Here is a 17619-nt window from a genome sequence, read left to right as displayed (position 1 = left end):
CCCATCTAATGCTCAACAAAACAATTAAAAACAACTATGTTAAATAAAATAAAGTTGCTTTATCCTGTTTTTATGCTCAAATTATATGATGGGACTTATCCTGTGTCAACGATTAAATGTCATAAAACATCACATTATGACACATTATTATAAAGTTTTAATCAAGAAATCTTATGAAACACCCAAATAATGTAATAAAAGTTAACATAATCATTACATTTTAAAACTACAAAAAAAAAGAACAATCACAAAAGGTTTTAAACACCTCCTGTGACTGCTCTTTCCCCTCTATGAATTACGGAACCAGCTGCCAACGCTGATTAGTTCCCCCGTTGTCTCCCCATTGCCCAATTTGTGCATTGTCGGACTGCGACTGACCGCTCACCTCAAGCACCTTCGAGCTATGACGCGCTGTGATTATGAAGCTGCCTCCTCCCGTATCCCTGATTTGCCATTGTTGATTGTTTCCGCCTGAGAAATCCCACTGTATGGATTTGACGCCGTCAGCCGTCGAAGCCCCGTTAATGTCAAGGGATTTGCCGCTATTCAAATTGATAATTTTGAAATAGCCATTGCCCAAATCGGATATCGTCCATTTCTGGCTGCTCTGTCCGTTGCTCGTTAACTGCAGAATATCCGCACCATTAGCTGTCGAATTCCCCGACACGCCGGCTACCTTGCCACTATGGCTGGCCACCAATTTATAAGAGGTTCCGCTGATTACACCCGCTAACGTGGTTCCACTAGCCGAGTTGCTTGCGGATGATAAATTTTGCACATAATCGTAAGCTTTTACGGTGTAGCTGTAGCCCGTGGACATATTCAACATCATGTCATTGAAGGACGTTGTTGTTGTTTGACCGATCTCGACGCCATTCCTATAGATTTTATAACCCGTAACGCCAATATTATCTGTGGACGCTGTCCAGCTTAAGTTAATTTGAGTATCCGATACGACTGTTGCCGCAAGGCTAGATGGCGTCGTAGGAGCTTGGGCGTCCGTCGCAGCCGATTGAACAATTTGCCATTGCTGGTTCAACCCGCCATTGGACGCCCATTGGAGGCTTTGAGCGCCGTCTGCCGTGGATGCTCCTGAGATATCCAAATATTTACCGCTATTCTGATTAATAATGTTGTAATAGCCTGTTCCCAGGTCTACGATCTTCCATTGTTGGTTTGTCCCGCCGTTATTGGACCATTGAATGTTGCTCGCTCCGTCAGCACTTGAAGCGCTAGTGATATCCATGAAATCCGTGCTTTGACGATTTGTAATAATAAACTGGCCGCCGCCTAAACCAGCAATTTGCCATCTCTGATAAGCCGCTCCCGTATCGGCAAATTGCTGAATCAATGCCCCGTCAGCATTTTTATCAGTCCCTGAAATGGTCAGCGCTTTGCCGCTGTTACGATTAACGATTTTATAGTCAGAAGCTGGGTTGAAGGATACTTGGGAAGAAGCATTATAAGTTACGCCGCTAATGACATAGGTTGTCACTGATCTAGCTGCTGCAGTGTGAGTAAACTGCTTATTCGCTACTGTTATGCCCACTGAAGCAAGGTCTTCTGTCTGCGATGTCCGGAATGCTTGCCCTGTTCCCACCGTCGCAAAAGCACTCAAATCATACGTAAAATCTTGAGCCGATGTCGTATCATTCGTTGTGACGATGACCAATTTCTGACTAGCCGCATCATAGGCAGCCACGGATTTGCCGTTATCAATCTGTATAATCTTGTAGCCCTGCTTGATGTATTTGCTGTAATTCCCCATGCCATAATATTTCTTTGTCACGAAGTAACCGTTTGTTCCTGTGAAATTCGCTTTAATTAGTCCATAATTATTATCTCCGGAGGCATCTTCGACGGCTTGCCAGTAATGCCAGCCGGTTACTTTCAGATCCTTCATATCTTTCAAAATGGTATTGGATAAATTCATGCTGGCATCAATATTAAAACGGTCTCCCGCTCCATCGTTTCCTAGCTCGGATATCCACACTTTTTTTCCTTGCTGGGCCGCCAGATTTTTCAGTTTGAATTCGTTCGCCCTCGTCCCGTAGCTATGCGAGTTGATTTGGGATATTTTCGCTTTCGTCGGGATATCATATTGGTTAAAAGTATCGTAGGTATTATCGATGTTGTACTCTTCAGGACCGCTGATTTTGGTATGCGACAGCTCACCGCTTGTTCCCAGTTTATCGTACAGTTGGCCCACAATTTTCTGCTGATTCACAAGATCAAAGTGCATCCCCTCCTGGTTGTTCCCGCCCGTTCCATCAAGCCCAACTCCGTTCCACCATGTGGAAATTGGCTCATTTAAGGGGGTTACTGTCTGGAAAGTGATATTCTCTGTCGTTCTAAAATGTGTAAGTGTATCCACCAAGTAAGTAGCGAAGTCGTCGTAGTACTCTGGCCGTAAATTATTTCCGCCAAAGAAATTGCCTGACGCACAGTAATTATAGGTCATCCAATACGGCGCAGAATTGGCAAATGCCTCAAAGATATTTACACCTTTGGCCTTGGCTGCCCTTAGCACGCTAATTTGATTCTCATCGGCAGACCAGTTATAAGAAGAAGCTTCCGTTGCTTTGAAACCAGGCATCTCCGCACCAGGGCGAGCGTCCATATGGGTATGTGTCGGGTTCTCCCCCCCGCCAATGTTATATCTGACCATATTAAACCCAATTCCAGTTGAAGGATCGAAAATCTTGTCTACGATTTCATCCTCCATCGCGTTGTTCCATCCACCCACCACATTGCTCCACCAAGCTAATGACGTTCCCCATCCATCCCAAGTCTGATACTGCGTATTTGGATCAACCGCTACAGTAGTAGCTCCATACGATACTCCGGAAATCCATCCACTGGAGAGAAGCCCCAGAACCGTAAGGGATATAGCCATCTTTCTACTTTTATTTTTCATAATATGTTTCACCCTTCCTGTTTTCGTTTGGTTTTATACAAGATGAAAGATCCGCGCTTCCAACGATAACGTCCTGATCCTTCATGCTGCACTCAGCTTAACCTTTCAAAGCTCCTGATACTTTAATTCCAGCCATGATATATTTCTGTCCCACCGCAAAAATCAGCACAGTCGGCAACAGCGCCAAAATCGTAGCAGCAAATAACATATTAAAATCGTTTTGCGCTGATTTCGGTCCGCCGTACAGGGCATAAATTCCAACCTGCATGGTGTATTTCTCAGGACTGCTTAAATAAATTAATGGACTTAAGAAATCATTCCAATGATAATTGAAGGTCAAAATTGCAACTGTAATAATAATTGGCTTGCAGAGTGGAGCGATAATGCGGACGAGAATACCGAAGCTAGAGCATCCGTCCATCATCGCAGACTCATCCAACTCCTTCGAAAGTGTCCATATAAACTGCCTAAGCAGAAAGATATGATATGCTCCTCCAAAAAAAGACGCGATAACCAAGGGGATATATGTGTCTACCCATCCTAATTGTTTGAAAAATAAAAACTGCGGAATCAGCATGACTTGCTCCGGAATCATCATGGTTGCCATCATGACCATGAAGAAAACAGGACTAAGCGGATGACGAAAGCGTGCAAAACCATAGGCAACTATCGTTGAGATGAAGATTTGACCAATAACGTTTAGTGCAACGACGAATGTTGTATTCGCAACATATCTCAAAAATGGAATAACATTTAACAGTTTGATATATCCTTTTACGTGCCATTCACTGGGCAGGAACCTGATCGGAACCGTAAAGAGCTCACCTGCGGGCTTAAAAGAACTTAAAAACGTCCAAAACAAAGGCATTAGGAATATCATCGAACAACAGATAAGCACCGCATACTTTACCACTTGAGGCACATAGTGCAGGAAGTTCATCCGTTGATTTTTTGGGGAAGATATGGAAGAAACCGAAGACAGGGAACTATTTCGATTCATAGTGCACCCACTTTTTAGAAACATAAAAATTAATTAAAGTAAAAACCATAACAAATACAAATAGGATCCACGCAATCGATGAAGCATAACCCATCTTAAAAAATCTAAAACCATTATTAAACAGGAATACCATCATACTGTCCGTCCATATCTTCATGGCTCCTGGGATCATTAACGGTTCTAGAAATATTTTGAAGGCTTCGATCATGGCAATAGTCATTTGGAAAAAGATTGCCGGCGTAATTAAAGGCAAAACGATCTTGAAAAACCGTCGTATCCGACTGGCTCCATCTATTTCCGCAGCCTCTAACATGTCTTGAGGGACACCGGACAAGGCGGGGATGAAGATCACCATGCTCTTTCCAACAACATTCCAAAGAGTAATGATAATAACGGCAGGTTTAGCCCAGTGTATATCTTGGGACCATCCTGGCCCTTGTATGCCAAGAAAATGGAGGAAGCCATTAATGAAGCCCATATTGGTCCCTCCGTTACCCGGTGCAAACATGAAACTCCATAACAATAAGACAGCAACTCCGCCAAATATAGAAGGGAGATAAAAGGCAGTGCGAAAGAAAGAAATACCCCGAATACTCTTCAGCAAAACAACGGAAATCGTCAAGCCGAATGTAAGTTGGAGAGGAACCCCAATCAACGTATAATAGAGTGTATTTCGAAGCACAGCCCAGAATTCTGCATCCTGAAACAGTGTTTTGTAATTGGCTAATCCCACCCACTCTGATGGTGTCAGAATGTCCCACTGGGTAAAGCTGAGCAGGAGCGAGGTAAAGAATGGAATGGCCATTAATCCTATAAATCCGATTATCCATGGAGAGGTATACAACCAGAAGTTACGAGCTTCCTGTTTGGAACTCACCGTCTTGCGCGAATGTCCTGTTAGTGCCATAGGCCAATCCTCCTTGGGAAAGGAAGGAGATAACGTGGTACAAAGTCATCCCCGTCGAAATTCGATCTGGCTTTCTATTTCTCCAGTTTCTTTCCTTCTTGGAGCAGTTTATCAACTTCCCCTTTGATTTTCGGGATCACGGTCTGCAAAGGTTCATTCAGGTTAAACGCCGCATCCAGACCTACTCCTACCGCATTATTAATCTCTTCATATTTGACAACAGACTCTGGAGAATAAGCGTGCTCGGCTCCGGCAATCAATGCCTTGAAGTTATCCGGGGCCTTACCGCCCAAATCCAGGTATTCGGGAGAGTTCGCAACCTCCTTGAGTGGCGGAACATCTCCATGCTCTTGGGCGAGAATACTTTGACCTGTCTTGCCTGTCCAAAATTTGATAACTTCCCAAGCGGCATCCTTATGTTTTGACCCTTTTGTAATATGAAGCCCGCTGGAGAAAAGCGGGACGGCAGACACCTTATCTTTTGGCGGCAATGCAATGTCCCACTGAAAATCTTTAATCTGCGACTGACTGTCTAGCACCCACCATGGTCCATCCAGAAACATGCCTAGTTTGCCGCTGGTCCACAAGTTTACGCCTTGCGGAACCTCTTTGGGTTGTGGCGCCACATGATCTTTCCAGATCAAGTCTTGCATGAACGTAAGTCCTTCCATAGACTCCTTCGAATCCAGAGCAAATGCGGACCGATCCGGAGTTAAAAGGCTTCCGCCGCGAGGCTTGATAAAGGAACCGTAGTGGGCATCCCAACTGCTTGGGGCATTAAGACCGAAAACACCGCTCGCTGGATTATTAATTTTTTTAGCTGCTTGCAGCATGTCATTAAAGGTCCAATTATCGTTTGGATAAGCAACTCCCGCTTTATCAAAAAGCGTTTTATTGTAGAACATGATCATGGAACCCATACGAATTGGCATTCCCATCACTTTACCCTTGTAACTGTAAGCGTCAACAGCAGCTTTGTAGTACTGGTTCAAATCCATTTTATCCCGTTGAATATAAGGGGAAAGATCCTCCAACGTTCCTTTTGACGCAAAACCATAGAAGGCTTCTGCCAGTTGGATGACATCGTAAGGTTCTCCGCTTGCCATTGTAGCCAACATTTTTTGACTATAAGCGCTGTTGCTAATTTGAACCAACTGAACGTCAATTTCAGGGTGCACTTTGACAAATTCGGCCTTAATCTTCTCATTTCTAGCTTTATCAAAATCCGAACCCCAGAAGCTCATTGTGATGGAAGTATGATCTTTTTTCTGTTCATCCGTCTTGCCTGTGTCATTCATGCCCGGTACTGATGATGTTGCTGAGGGGTTACTTGAACAGCCGGTGGCGACCAGTGTCAAACCGAGCACAAAGCTGATAAGTAATCGTTGAAATTTCATGTAAAGACCCTCCGATCAATCTTTCATATTTCTATTGGTTACGCTTTCATTATAGATCGATTAAAGCTTCATCTCATTCTTCCCTCGTTAGGAAAAATGTCGCGATCATTAGACTCTTTCCTATCGATAACACTCCCTGAACTTCTTCGGGGTCATGCCCTCTTGTTCTTGGAACACTTTTACGAAGTGGCTAGAGGTTTGGTAGCCGATTTGTTCGGTTATTTCGTACATTTTCATATCCGAACACAGTAGAAGCTCCTTCGCTTTACGAAGGCGCTCTTTCGTTATGAAATCCGTAAAGGTAAGACCCGTTTCCTCTTTGAACAAAACACTGAAATAACTGCTGTTCAAATGAACCGTCTCGGCCATCTTCTGAGCTGTCAACGGGGTGCTTAAATGCTCCTTAACATAGTTGATTGCCTCCTGAATGAACGAGTTATTGACGATAAACTCTTCCTTAAATAATTCAGGATGCTGATCCGCCATTTGGATTTTCAAACGTTCATTCCGTTTTTGCTCTACGCGTCCTAAGGTCAGTTCAACTTCTGAAAGAAGCATGGTCTCCGAGATAGGCTTGAGTAAGTAGTTGGACGCTCCGCTTCTCAAGGCTTCCCTCGCATATTCAAACTCCGCATATCCGGTTAAAAGAATAGTGGAAGTCGTGCTGCCACTTCGATTCATCCATTTCAATAGAGAAAGTCCATCTTTCTTAGGCATTTGAATATCGGATATCATTAACACAATGGAATCACCATGCATGATGAGGAGCTCCATTGCTTCTTCTCCATTTTCAGCTGTTAGAATATGAAAGCGCCCCTGACTCCATTTGTTAAGGATACGATGAATGCCTTTAAGCGTCGGCATTTCGTCATCGACAACTAATATTTTATAATCCTTCATCATGCCCCTCCTGTGGGTATACGGAATAGAATGCTGGTCCCTCTGGATGGTGCGCTTACAATTTGCAAGCCGTACTCCTGCCCGTACATGATCTGTAATCGCCGATTTATATTAACAAGAGCGATCCCGTTCCTTGCATGTGCCGAATCTCCACGATCGATATAAAGGGGATCCATCCCCTTCCCATCGTCTTGAACGGAGATGTGAACTTCTCCTTGCTGTGTATACACAATGGTTAAAATGACACAGCCCGTTCCTTCACCGCCATCAATGCCATGATGAATAGCATTCTCTATGAGTGGCTGCAAGATTAATTTGGGCATATTAACGCTTAATGCCTCATCATCAACGTTCATTGTCCACGTCACTCGGTGCCCGATCCGCATAAGCATCAGAAGCATGTATTGGTTTACGTGATTAACTTCCTCTGCCACTGTAACAAGTTCCCCGTTTGTGCTGCCTTTTACGGTGTAGCGGAAGATATTAGACAAGGCGATCACTTTCTCCGCCAACACTTCCTCTTTCTCTAGAATGTTCCAATAAAAGGCTTCCAGCGTGTTATATAGAAAATGAGGATTAATTTGTGCTTGCAGCGCGCGCAGTTCGGCCTGGCTTTTCATCAGTTCCTTCTCATAAACGGTTTCCACCAGAACTTCGATGCGATCGACCATTCGGTTATAGGTTCGATTTAACTCGTTCATTTCAAACGTGTAATAGACCTCGCTATTCTTAACAGGAATATCCTGTTGTTTGCTTCGCATCACCTTCATGAGCTTTCGGACAGGATGGGTGATCATAGAAGAGAGCGCCTGTGTAAGTAGGGCAGCCATCAGAATTCCTAACATGCCAGACCATAGCAGAGCTCTCTTCAAGATGTGCAGCCCTTCCGAAATTTTGTTAAGCGGCACCAGCAGGACGATCGTCCAATCCGTTGCCTTGGATCGCTGCCTAACCGGAAGAAATCGCCCTTTGTCCAACATGATGACGCCTTGCGCGTCATAGATGCGTTTGGGATCCAAAGCATCCATCTGACCTCCGGTTCCAATGACCTGTCCCGACTGATTAAATAAATAGGCCGATCCTCCCTCAATACCCGACAAGGTTAAATTCAGGATGTTCAGTACCTCCCTCTCGACAAGCACGACCAAATATCCACCACGCTCGTAGCCATCCTGTTCAAGCAAAATTTTTCGAATGACTAGGATTTGCCTGGAATTGTTAGGGTTCATCCCGGACCAAATGAGTCTCGCTCTATCGTTATTAACCCGATCTACCCACTCTTTACCTATTCTGAGTTGCAAGGAGAGGCCAGAAACGGGAAAAATCGCCTCATCTTCGGCATATAACTCCAGGCCTGCGATGGAGGTGTTGTTGAGCATAAATTCATCAAGGATTTGTCTGACCAGCATGCGGGACTCTATAGAAGTTTGACCGTCTTTTTTCCTTTGCAGAAGCGTGTTTTGAATACGCCCGTCAATCGTGATTTGAAAAGATAGCGTATCTACTTGACTCAACAGAGCGTCCAGACTATTGACGGATTGGTCGACCACATTCTGCACATACCGGTCTGTATTTTCTCGGATTAAATCAGAGATAGAATGATAGGACAGCATCCCTGTAGAGATTAATATGGTACATATCGTTACAAGTGTTCCTACTAAGATTTGGACACGAACACGGGAAAAGCCCAATCGAACGGTTCGAGAAAGCCCTTTCATCCAATTCAATACCTCTACCTCCTTCTAGCAAAACATGAATCCTTACCCAGACAATGGAGAATGTATAGGTTTATTTTGATAGTAAATAGAAATTGAGCTTTTTCCAATGATCATTTTGGGGATTCAAAAAAAAATGAGTTGAGGATAATGTCCTCAACTCTCACTGCTAACAATAAACAACAGATGTGGTGACGGATTTAGCAGGCGCTGTAATGACCAATACGTTGTTATCCGCCTGGAAAGTATCCAGTGCAGCTAAGTTTTCGGATGCAGAGGTGCGATAGGATTGAACGCTGGCTCCGCCAATTGGAAATGAGGCGAAATCGAACGTATAGGCAGCAGCTTGCGGAGTCGCGTTATGAACTAGCACAATAACTGCTTGCCTGCCCGGATCCCACGCTGCCAACAAGTTGGAATTCCCTGTGTCCAGCACCATGCATCCAGGTCTGAAAAACCTGCTATATTGCGCCATCACATAAAATTTCTTAGTTAAGTGAAAGTCTTCCGTTGCCCCTGAGAAGTCGGCATGAATGAATCCCCAGTTGCCATCTGCCTGAACCGCATTCCCCTCATCCTCGACAGCCTGCCAATAGATCCACGCCGTACATGATAGTCCCAGGGAATCGGCTAGGATTTGAGCGGAAAGGATCAACGCAGGCTCTATGGCTGCATGATCATGCGGCACGCCGCCGTCTGAGCAGTACTCGGACATCCATAATCGCTTGCCATCCCGCTGGGCCGCTTCCCTGAGCTCGGCTCGCCGATCTCCTTCATAGCTATGCGTGTTCAGTTGATAAATCAGCGCCCGTGTTTCATCCTCATACGAGGAATAGGTCTCAACCGCCTGATCGATTGAGTTTTCATCTGAGGCGCTAATCCTTGTATGGATTAAGCCTTTCTCTTGCAGCTTGCGGTGCACCAACCTGATGATTTCTTGCTGCCTTTCGTTGCTGAAGCGGCAGCCCTCCTGGATATTTCCTTCCTTCCACCAAGTTTCACTAGGCTCGTTCAGGGGATTCAACGTCTGGAAGACGATGCCCCACTCTTCACCCGCCACGCGTATCACTTCTGTCAGGTAATCGGCGAACATCTCATCGCATCCGTCCTTCAAATTATCAGCACCATCAGGCATGCCAGCCGTACATCCACTCTTCGTCATCCAATAAGGCGGCGAATTCGAAAAGGCTTCAAACAGATTCGCTCCTCTGTCTTTAGCGGCTTGCAGCATCCAGCGTTGATTAGCATCTGCCGACCAATCCCATTCGCCCTCAGCGGACAGAAAGCCAGGAATGTCTCCTCCCGGACGCATGTGCCAATGCGCTCGATGATCCCCGCCGCCAATGTTGTACCTGACAATATTCAGTCCTAGACCAATTTCTGGGCAAAATATAAGATCAGCAATCCTTTGTCGATTGAATTCGGACCAACCGCCGATGATATGCGCGAATCAAACCAAGGATGTACCCCACCCTTCCCAAGGTCTGGAATGGCGAGAGTCCATCTGAATACGGATCGTATTTTCTAAGTTTTCCAATGAATCAGAACCCCTTTCTTCAACAAATCCGAATATAAATTAAATGAGTGCGCTTTCATTTTAATGCTCATTGTTGCATACGTCATTCGTTATTCATTCGAGAAAGTATCGCATTCGTTAGAAATGACTCCCTATCACTATCGATGATATTCTCTTTTCAAACTCCGCTTGCTGCTTCTCCCCGGATAGTCGGATGGATAGAACCCTGTATATTCACGAAATGTTTTGATGAAATGGCTCTGGCTATAATAACCTACCAAGAAGGCAACCTCTTGAATTTGTTTATCGGTTTCTGTTAACAGCCTTTGCGCTTTTTGAATACGAATATGGGTTACATATTTGAGAAATGGGGTTCCGACCTTGCGATGAAACAGGGTACTCAGATAGTTCGGGGAAATATAAAACTCCTGAGCAATTCCCGAAATGCTAAGATTGTTCATATAATTATGCTCAATATATTGTCTCACTTGCTCAATCAAATCCCTTTTTTCCTCCCCTTCCGCAGCAGCAATTGTCATATAACCTTGCTGAATGAGCGAACTTATCATCGTCAAGATTGGGGTATGTACACGAAGCTGAACGGGAATATGCAACAGTAAATAGGCGTAAAGGCCTTGCTTTATTGACTGCAAACTTGGATCCCTATCCATCTTTGTTTCAATTAGAAGATCTAGGAGTCTGTTGCACTCTGCAACGTAGGCAGATAATTTATGATGTTTATAATTGTTCACAATATGATTAACGACCTCAAATAAATGGACATAACCAGGTAGATAAGCAGCGACCAGCTCAGGCAACCTCCAAACCCGGCCAATCCCGTGCAGCATTCGCACCGGAGAGTGAAACTTAGCCTCGTACATCCACTGCCCAAGCTCACAATACTCGAGCGGTTGCTCGTGGGTAATAGCCGTGATGGCCCAATCCGTTCTGGATGCCTGACGAATTACCCTATCCAATTCGCAAGGATAGCTTTGAAACCGACCGTTTTCCTTGCTTCCTTTTTTAACAACCATGACCGAACAAAGATCACCGCTGGGCAGCATGCACATCCAGTGCCATTCGACACCCTCCTCCCTGCTTGGGAGAAGCCCCTGTAATTTTGCAACAAATTGCTGCATCAGATGCTCTTGAGTTTGCACTTCCAAGTAGCTATCCGCGTAAATTACTGTGGTTTGATAGCAATAGTTGCTCGCCTGCGAACCTATACCTGTCCCTGTATGGATCTGCCCTCCATAGAAAGCATTTCTCAAACTAAGCTCTACCTGCTCCTGAATTCCCTCCATCATTTGCTTTCTTTCCGCATCAAGCCTTTTTATGATTTGCTCTAAATTCCTTGCTTCCACTGGCTTAGTTAAATAATCACGCACGCCGAGTTTTATTGCTTCTAAGGCATATTGAAACTCTTCATATCCAGTAAGTATAATCCAGTGAGTTTCTGGTGACCTTGCTTTACAAGCTTGATACACCTGCAAACCATTCATTTCTGGCATATGGATATCAATAATCGCCACATCGGGTTGTAGCTCCGTTACCATTTTCTCAAGCTCTTTGCCATGGGAAGCCACACCAACAAGGTTCCAAACAGGGTCGGAATTGTTAATAATATCAATTAAATATTCTTGGGCCCAATACTCGTCATCCGCAATGACTATTCTCATGCTTTCACCTCTCGTTGAAAATTTGTCCCATGGAGTGGAATGGTTAATTCAATTTCGGTGCCTTCTCCCCGTTTACTTCGGATGTGAAACGCCGCGCCGCCAAAAGTCAGCTTCAAACGATCACTCACATTCTGCAACCCAATATGAGTTCCCGAAGTCGACTTCCCCTCTTCAAATCCTTCACCAGTATCGATTACAAGTAATTTCGCTGTCCATTCGTCGTCTTCACCTTTCTCCACATCGGCTGTCACGGATAACTCACAGGGGCGGAATACAGGCTCAATGCCATGTATGAACGCATTCTCCACTAAGGGTTGCAGCAGCAATTTGGGGATTAACAGCGTTTCCAGCTCAGGGACGCACGCAATCCTGTAAGTAAAGCCCCTTCGGCCAAGGCGCATTTTCTGCAGCTCGCAATAGCTTGTTAACCAATCAAGCTCCTCTCTTAAACAAATGTTATCCTTCTTGGATAGTACATATCGCATCATATGACTTAAGGAAAGAATACCCGTTTCGATCTCCTTTTTGCGTCCCTGACGATTAAGTCCCAGCAATCCACTCAGCACATTGTATAGAAAATGGGGATTAATCTGCGCTTGCAGAGAACGCAGTTCCGCCTCGCGGAGTCCGAGCTGTGCTCGGTATTCTCGTTCAATCAGCTCGTTTAAGCGATTGATCATCGTATTCATCGCCACACCAAGTTGAGCAATCTCATCTTTCCCTCGTACGCGCACATACTTATCCAATTGTCCACTCTGAACCCTTCTCATCACAGCTATCATCTCTTGAAAAGGCTGGATCGTCCGCTTGGATTGAATCGAGAACACAAGAATCGTTAAGAATAACCCTCCAATTCCGAACATAATACCGACGACATAAACCCAACGAAATTTGGACTGCAGCTCAGAGTAAGGCAACCAAACGGCAACATACCAGTCAGTCCGGTGAAGCTTCTTTTTAATCAACAGATACGGCCATCCTGAATCCCCGCTAATGACAGATTCTTTCTCGTCCAGCCTCTGTAATTGTCTATCTTCAATTGGGGCGCTGGCATACAGAGGTTTCAGATTTTCGTCGACAATAGCCGCCACGGAATTTACTTGAAAATGCGTTTCTTCGAACATAGACTCAAATACGCTCGTATCAGCATCGGCAATCATAGTCGCCAAGCTCAACTGGTTATCAAGATCTTTAATGACACGCGCGACTGAAAACACCGTTTTCGAGGAACGCCCCATCCAGTACTCCTCCGTATGAGCGCCGATAAACACAATTCGGCCATCTGCTTTCACAATGCTTGGATACCCGGTGTACCAGGTTCTAGTGTCGAATGGATAATGTTTAACGGGATCGGATAAATCCATTGATTTCACAGAGGAGGTTCCGTCATTAAATATCAGTGTCGTTCCCAAGATATCCGTTCGAGCCATTTTCATATAATTGCGCAGACTCGTGTCCAAATAATGATTAACCGCAGCTGTCGCAGCTTCCTGTTCGGCTCCTTTGGCACCAACTCTACTGGTAAGCGCTTTCATAAATTCGTCATTTAAATAAGGTGTAATCGTCAGCTTCTCTAATTCATCCAAATAGGTTTCGATATTTCGACTTATGGCCGCCACACTACGCTCTGTTTCCGATGTCGCATTTTCAATAATGACTCCTTTGAAATAATTAGGCATAAAATAGATGATAATGATGGTCGGCACAATTAATGTCAGCAGATGAAGAACGGTAAGTTGAAATCGGAAGGAATGAAACCCGTTCACAGGTACTATCTCCCCCTCTCTTCACAAGTAAGATTCACATGATTAGTAATTGTAACGTTTTTAAATGAGATTATCTATCCTTCACATCACAAAAAAAGGAGCTGCCTCAATGAAGCAAGCCCCTCTATTCACTAATTCGTGCGGATCATAGACCATTGCTGATTCCATCCGTTATTATCTGACCATTGAATGACCGCTTCGCCATTAGCGCTGGATGTGTTGTTCACATCCATTAATTTTCCAGATGCGCGATTTTCAATTTTGTAGTAGTTCCCGGAACCGATGAATTTCCAGTGCTGACTCCACCAGCCTCCGTCTGTCCATTGTTCAATGACGGCCCCATCCGAAGACGAACCATTCTCGACGCCTAACATCTTACCTGTCTGTACGTTGACAATTTTGAAGTAAGTGGCATCGACAGCCTCAAGCCGCCACATTTGAACGGCTGTATTGCCGTCAATCCACTGATTGGCATCTGCTCCGCTGAGGGAGGAGTTGTTTGTCAGACTGAGAGATTTTCCGCTATTCCGATTGATCACTTTGTAAATAGCAGAAGCGTCTCCGAATGTGCCACTCGAAGTGCCGGTAATCGTGCCTGCTGCCGTATCCACATTAATTTGCCCATACAAGCTCATTGAAAGTGTCGTGCTCGTAGGAAATTCGAGCGGGAGCCACACATACGTGGAATCATTGACAGGCTTATTGTTGGCGCCAGCCCATCTGTCACCTAGGTATAAGTATGATGTTTGAGTGCCTTCAATCGGCTGAATGTAGGTGGACTGCGAATCATAGGTTGTTGAATCTCCCAGATTAGAAAGCGCAGACCACGTTCCATTCATGCTGGTTGCCGTAGCATACTTTCCTTGATTCGGCCACCAATAAGAAGCACCGGATGTGACCATGAAATACACACCATTCCGTTTAAAGACAGCCGGAGCTTCACGATATTCACCAGGCCATAATACTTTCTCCAGAGATTGAACGCCAAGGAAATCAGAGGTCAATCTGTAGATGTGTATCTCTGAATTGCCCGCTGCCGAAGAGATTAAGTATGCGGTGCCATTGTCATTAAATACCGTCATATCTCTGGATTCATTGCCAAGCGGCTGGAAATCGGACTGATACGTATAAGGACCTTCAATATTGGACGCAGTAGCGACTAGAACACGAGCTTCCGTATAGTCCCACGCATTTTCCTTGTGCGCCCACAACACATATTTATTGGTTGCAGCATTATAAATGATTTTGGGCCGCTCAATATTCACGGAAGCGAGTGCAGGATTGGTCGTCTTTGACAACAGATGCGCACGGAATTCCCAACTTTTCAAATCCGTCGAACGGTACAAAGATACATAATTAGTGCCATCGCGGTTTTCACCTAACCAGTAATAATAACTGCCCACTTTAATCATCCCGCCTCCATGAGCTTGCACGGCACTCCCATCCGTTGCAATAAACTGGCTGCCGTTCGCAATGGAAACGTTTGCAGCAATAGCGGCAGGAATACTAACGGAGAATGCAATCGACATCACCATGGACACCAGCAGCCACATTCTTACCTTCATAAATTTCATTAAACTCACTCCTTCGTCATTAGATTAGTCCAACAGAACTTACGCTTATAATCTTACCCGAAAGAAATTGATCAAATCGATACGCAAACCTACGGTATAAGTGCTCATTTATACGTTAATCGGCGGGACGGGCGATGCAGGCGGTTCCATTGTTGCAGCCGCGACACCGCCGTCTACGCAGTGCCTTCAAAACAAAAGAAGGCCTCGAGCCGGCTTCTGCCGTCCCAAGACCTTCTTCGCTTATTTCACAACGCTTTTCAGAACATCATCAATCATTTGGCTGTTCGCAATTGTGCCGGTGTATAGCCAGCTGGAGTTATTGTCAAAGTCATAGACTTGACCTTTTTTCACAGCAGGAATCCCTGCCCATACGGGATCTTTGAGGATTTCTTCTTTACTCACGCCTTTGCTGTTCACAATGAACAAATAGTCGGCGTCCAGTGTAGCGAGCTTCTCCATTGAGAGGGAGAGCCAGTTAGCTGTTCCTGTTTTGGAAGCTTCTTGGACTACACTTGGGACGTTAAGTCCCAAATCTCTGTACAACACATCGCCGCTAGATAGTTTCTCGCTTACCACATAAACAGCCTTAGCCGTTACCCAAAGCGCCGCGGCCTTTTGCGTGCCAATCGCTTTTTGCAGCTTTTCCTTAGCGTCCTTGGCTTTGTTGTCGTATGTATCCAGGGCTTGCTTAGCTTCCTTGCTCTTGTTCAGAACTTCACCGATGGTCAGCAGTTCTTGGCGCCAGTCATTGTTTTTCTCGCCGCCAACCGTGTATGTCGGAGCAATCTTGGAGTATTGATCATATTTATCACCTGCAACGGTTTCCGCGCTGTCCATAATGATCAGATCCGGTTTAAAGCTCATCACAGCTTCAAAAGGAAGATCAAAAGGAATCGTCGGAATGCCATTCAGATCTTTTTGCAAATAGTTTTGTACGGACGTAGTCCCTTTATTAATGGACCATTGCGCAACAGGCTTAACGCCTAGAGCTACCAAGTGATCCTCTAAATATGAAGCAATAACACGCTGCGGATTGGCTGGAACCTTCACTTCATGTCCTAATGCATCTTTTAAAACCCGTTCGCTTGCGGCTTGCTCTTTGGTGCTGCTCGCGGAAGCCGGCGCTTGCCCGTTATCCCCAGCTGGGCTTGATGAACTGGCGCATGCCGTTACGAATAAGGTTAGGCTGAGCAATAAAATTAAAGCAATAGACGGTTTGGAACTTCTGTACATTGGTAATACCCCTTCACTCCTGTATTGAGAATGATTATTATCCTCATTACTAGTATGCCCTCCCCGCTTACGCAATGCAATGGAAGATATAGACATCATGAATGGATTATTGAGACTGTGAAGGGAAGTTTGGTGATTTTCCTTAAAATGAGCCGGAGCAATGCCTGTATGCTTTTTGAATGTGCGGCTGAAAAAATAAACATCCTGATAGCCTACCCCAGCAGCAATTTGCTGAAGCGTAGCATCCGTATCCAGCAGGAGTTTCTTGGCTTTTTCTATGCGATAACGAATCAGGTAGTCAATCGGACTGGCGCTCATCTGACTTTTGAACATCCGCGTCACTTGCCTTGGGCTGCAATCCAGCACTTCCGCTAATCGCTCCAGCGTAATCGCTTCTGCATAATGCTCATGGATGAAGCGAATTGCCTGCGTCACCGGCTCCGCTTGGATCATCGGCACGTTTTGGTCATGAAGCTGGCACATCAGCTCGTAGATGAAATTGTACAGCAATGTTTTGGCATGCAATTTCGATAATCTACCGGCGTCGTTCCACTCCCGCTCGAGCTGCTCCAGATTCTGATAAAGCAGCATTGGCAGCTTCGGCGAGAAACTGTACTGCATATAAAATGGATTGCTTTTATCTATATATTTAAGCTTATCTCTCATCGTAGGAATCGGAAGGCTAGCCTTATACAGGACGAGGTAATACTCGAAAATATCCTCCGTGAGCTTGATATCCAAGTAGGTTCCTTTCCCGCCGTGCAGGAGATGAAATTTATGAACAGCATAGTCACGATCATCGAGCGCAATGCTCGCACCGCCTTGCAAGGCGAAGATAAAGGCGTTCGATGGAAGTCGGTAGGCGCGCAGAGCTTCGCCGGATGTCATTTTCACATGCCGAACATCCAGGATTTTTACTGCAGCCTGGTACCATAAATGGAGTTGCTCATCTAGTTGCATGTCCCCCGCCACGTTCATCCCCCCTTGTCCTTTCTCCTATTATAAAATAGTCTAC

General features: G+C 45.1%; 11 protein-coding genes. All 11 read right to left on the bottom strand.

Annotation, left to right across the window (positions count from 1 at the left end; translation table 11 throughout):
- Nucleotides 1-295: 295 nt before the first annotated feature.
- Entirely contained in the window at nt 296-2917 is a 2622-nt protein-coding gene (locus AC58UW_RS26130) for an RICIN domain-containing protein (protein ID WP_497423486.1), read from the bottom strand.
- 97 nt (nt 2918-3014) lie between these two features.
- Nucleotides 3015-3797: a carbohydrate ABC transporter permease gene (locus AC58UW_RS26125; RefSeq protein WP_497423485.1), complete on the bottom strand. Its 783-nt coding sequence runs from the start codon at nt 3795-3797 to the stop codon at nt 3015-3017.
- Nucleotides 3798-3903: 106 nt separating this feature from the next.
- On the bottom strand, nt 3904-4824 hold the full coding sequence (locus AC58UW_RS26120) for a carbohydrate ABC transporter permease (RefSeq protein WP_497423484.1): 921 nt from the start codon (nt 4822-4824) through the stop codon (nt 3904-3906).
- 74 nt (nt 4825-4898) lie between these two features.
- Nucleotides 4899-6221 carry an ABC transporter substrate-binding protein gene (locus AC58UW_RS26115; RefSeq protein WP_497423483.1) on the bottom strand — a complete coding sequence of 441 codons (1323 nt, stop codon included), beginning with the start codon at nt 6219-6221 and terminating at the stop codon, nt 4899-4901.
- Between the two features lie 120 nt (nt 6222-6341).
- The gene (locus AC58UW_RS26110) at nt 6342-7121 is read right to left on the bottom strand and encodes a response regulator transcription factor (RefSeq protein WP_497423482.1); all 780 of its coding nucleotides are present in this window, start codon (nt 7119-7121) and stop codon (nt 6342-6344) included.
- Nucleotides 7121-8839 carry a sensor histidine kinase gene (locus tag AC58UW_RS26105; RefSeq protein ID WP_497423531.1) on the bottom strand — a complete coding sequence of 573 codons (1719 nt, stop codon included), beginning with the start codon at nt 8837-8839 and terminating at the stop codon, nt 7121-7123. Before AC58UW_RS26105 ends, AC58UW_RS26110 begins: the two co-directional genes overlap by 1 nt.
- Before the next feature lie 166 nt (nt 8840-9005).
- On the bottom strand, nt 9006-10274 hold the full coding sequence (locus AC58UW_RS26100) for a glycoside hydrolase family 30 protein (protein WP_497423530.1): 1269 nt from the start codon (nt 10272-10274) through the stop codon (nt 9006-9008).
- Nucleotides 10275-10510: 236 nt separating this feature from the next.
- Nucleotides 10511-12031 carry a response regulator gene (locus AC58UW_RS26095; protein WP_497423481.1) on the bottom strand — a complete coding sequence of 507 codons (1521 nt, stop codon included), beginning with the start codon at nt 12029-12031 and terminating at the stop codon, nt 10511-10513.
- The gene (locus tag AC58UW_RS26090; RefSeq protein WP_497423480.1) at nt 12028-13797 is read right to left on the bottom strand and encodes a sensor histidine kinase; all 1770 of its coding nucleotides are present in this window, start codon (nt 13795-13797) and stop codon (nt 12028-12030) included. Before AC58UW_RS26090 ends, AC58UW_RS26095 begins: the two co-directional genes overlap by 4 nt.
- Nucleotides 13798-13928: 131 nt before the next feature.
- Entirely contained in the window at nt 13929-15371 is a 1443-nt protein-coding gene (locus tag AC58UW_RS26085; RefSeq protein ID WP_497423479.1) for an RICIN domain-containing protein, read from the bottom strand.
- 240 nt (nt 15372-15611) lie between these two features.
- Nucleotides 15612-17582, bottom strand: coding sequence for an AraC family transcriptional regulator (locus tag AC58UW_RS26080; RefSeq protein WP_497423478.1), 1971 nt, complete (start codon nt 17580-17582; stop codon nt 15612-15614).
- Nucleotides 17583-17619: the final 37 nt, after the last annotated feature.

The sequence above is a fragment of the Paenibacillus sp. J22R160 genome, assembly GCF_059692135.1.
The sequence above is the reverse complement of the archived record's forward strand: the minus strand, read 5'-3'. Positions and strand labels throughout refer to the sequence as shown.

Excerpts from the sequence above, each read along its gene's own strand:
- AC58UW_RS26130 (WP_497423486.1), bottom strand. The coding sequence starts at position 2,917 with ATGAAAAATAAAAGTAGAAAGATGGCTATATCCCTTACGGTTCTGGGG.
- AC58UW_RS26125 (WP_497423485.1), bottom strand. The coding sequence starts at position 3,797 with ATGATATTCCTAATGCCTTTGTTTTGGACGTTTTTAAGTTCTTTTAAG.
- AC58UW_RS26120 (WP_497423484.1), bottom strand. The coding sequence starts at position 4,824 with ATGGCACTAACAGGACATTCGCGCAAGACGGTGAGTTCCAAACAGGAA.
- AC58UW_RS26115 (WP_497423483.1), bottom strand. The coding sequence starts at position 6,221 with ATGAAATTTCAACGATTACTTATCAGCTTTGTGCTCGGTTTGACACTG.
- AC58UW_RS26110 (WP_497423482.1), bottom strand. The coding sequence starts at position 7,121 with ATGAAGGATTATAAAATATTAGTTGTCGATGACGAAATGCCGACGCTT.
- AC58UW_RS26105 (WP_497423531.1), bottom strand. The coding sequence starts at position 8,839 with ATGAAAGGGCTTTCTCGAACCGTTCGATTGGGCTTTTCCCGTGTTCGT.
- AC58UW_RS26095 (WP_497423481.1), bottom strand. The coding sequence starts at position 12,031 with ATGAGAATAGTCATTGCGGATGACGAGTATTGGGCCCAAGAATATTTA.
- AC58UW_RS26085 (WP_497423479.1), bottom strand. The coding sequence starts at position 15,371 with ATGAAATTTATGAAGGTAAGAATGTGGCTGCTGGTGTCCATGGTGATG.
- AC58UW_RS26080 (WP_497423478.1), bottom strand. The coding sequence starts at position 17,582 with ATGAACGTGGCGGGGGACATGCAACTAGATGAGCAACTCCATTTATGG.